General features: G+C 38.8%; 3 protein-coding genes. All 3 read left to right on the top strand.

Features of this window, described 5'->3' with window-relative positions:
- Positions 1-252: 252 nt before the first annotated feature.
- The 3 genes from JCM21714_RS22595 to JCM21714_RS22585 are packed head-to-tail and all read left to right on the top strand — an operon-like array spanning position 253 to position 1,512.
- Entirely contained in the window at positions 253-726 is a 474-nt protein-coding gene (locus tag JCM21714_RS22595; protein ID WP_235183036.1) for an IS110 family transposase, read from the top strand.
- Positions 686-1,246, top strand: coding sequence for a transposase (locus tag JCM21714_RS22590; protein WP_235183035.1), 561 nt, complete (start codon positions 686-688; stop codon positions 1,244-1,246). The genes JCM21714_RS22595 and JCM21714_RS22590 overlap by 41 nt, the downstream gene beginning before the upstream one ends.
- A complete protein-coding gene (locus tag JCM21714_RS22585; RefSeq protein ID WP_235183034.1) occupies positions 1,222-1,512 on the top strand; it encodes a hypothetical protein in 291 nt (96 codons plus the stop codon). Before JCM21714_RS22590 ends, JCM21714_RS22585 begins: the two co-directional genes overlap by 25 nt.
- Positions 1,513-1,619: the final 107 nt, after the last annotated feature.

The raw sequence follows: 1,619 nt of genomic DNA, 5'->3' as shown, positions 1-1,619 counted from the left end.
CTATTGCGCTGAGCGTTATTTTTATTATTCTAGACTTATAGGGATGCTCAGTTAACTACAAATCACGTGGAGGTGAGTGGGCCATTCCGTTGCGGAATGACCGCATTTTTATATGTGTAGATTGCCTTTTCATGCACAAATAAGTGTGACCTCGAGCACGCAGACTTATCTTTGTATAAACATTACTCGTTTATTGCTAGGCCATCAGTCAATGCTACTCATCCCTATATATTCTAGAAAGGAGATTCTTTTATGAGCTTAAAAATTGTTTATCCCATTTGTTGTGGAATTGATGTCCACAAAACCTTTGTTGTTACGTGTATTGCTTCAACGAATAAAGGCGTTACTACTTACAAACGCCATCGCTTTTCTACCTTCACCAAAGGGTTAAGAGAGCTGTCACAATGGCTTTGTGAAAACGACTGTAAAGATGTCTGTATGGAATCTACCGGGAAATACTGGATTCCCGTGTTCAATGTATTAGAGGATTCCTGTAACATCACACTTGCACATCCTAAATATGTGAAAGCTATCCGTGGTAAAAAAACGGACAAAAAAGATGCTAAGTGGATCGCCGATTTATTCAAACATGATCTGGTAGCTGGAAGCTTTATGCCTCCTCTCGCGATTCGGCAGTTACGAGACCTTATGCGCTATCGTTTTAAACTGACTAATTTTACTTCTAGTGAAAAAAAATCGGTTTCAGAACAGCTTAACGGTTTCTAACATTCAAATTGGATCTGTTGTCTCCGATACCTTTGGAAAAAGTTCGATGAATATCATAGAGAAAATACTGGAAAATCCAGCTGATACGGATTTTGATATCGAACCACTCATACATGGTTCAATGAAAAATAAAATTCCAGATCTAGAGCTTTCCATCGATGGTTTTATTACACCGGAACAAGCTGGAAAACTAGCTGTTATTAAGCAGCACTATGATAATCTCAAGGCACGGAAATCCGACCTTGAAAAATTAATACTTTCTCTTGCCAAACCCTACACAGAAGAAATTAATTTGATCTTAACTGTTCCGTCTTTTAAAAACACCTTTTCAGCCATTGCCGTGGTTTCAGAAATAGGTGCCGATATGGACGTGTTTCCGACAGCTAAACATTTATGTTCCTGGGCAGGGCTAACACCTACGAATAACGAAAGTGCCGGCAAGAAAAAGTCAGTAAGGGTTTCAAGAGCAGGGGGGGTATATATCAAACCCCCCTTTTGGTACAGTGTGCTACGGCTGTAGTCAAAAGCGATAAGCATCCCGAAATCCGAAACCGCTATTTAAGACTCAAAAAACGCCGCGGTCACAAACGTGCCATTATCGCTATCGCACGAATGTTGTTAACTGCAATCTATCACATTTTAAAGAAAAAGAAACCATATAACCCTGAGCTATATCAGAAAGCAGACGTTCTTACAGTAAGCCGTGAAATCACGGTAGAACAGGCCATATTATTAGCTAAATCTCATGGATTTCGTATTGTGATACCAGATAAGGCATTACCTTAATTTGTCTAAACCAATTGCATAGAATTTTTAAAAAGTCATCTGTGATGCTTATTTGCCATGCTTTCTTATTTTCAAGCAGAAGTTAGTGATTTATTTCAGACTTTTCT

Origin of the sequence: Gracilibacillus boraciitolerans JCM 21714 (assembly GCF_000521485.1) — a bacterium.
GTDB classification, from domain to species: domain Bacteria; phylum Bacillota; class Bacilli; order Bacillales; family Amphibacillaceae; genus Gracilibacillus; species Gracilibacillus boraciitolerans.
The sequence above is the reverse complement of the archived record's forward strand: the minus strand, read 5'-3'. Positions and strand labels throughout refer to the sequence as shown.

Coding starts and splice junctions, on each gene's coding strand:
- JCM21714_RS22595 (WP_235183036.1), top strand. CDS start 253: ATGAGCTTAAAAATTGTTTATCCCATTTGTTGTGGAATTGATGTCCAC.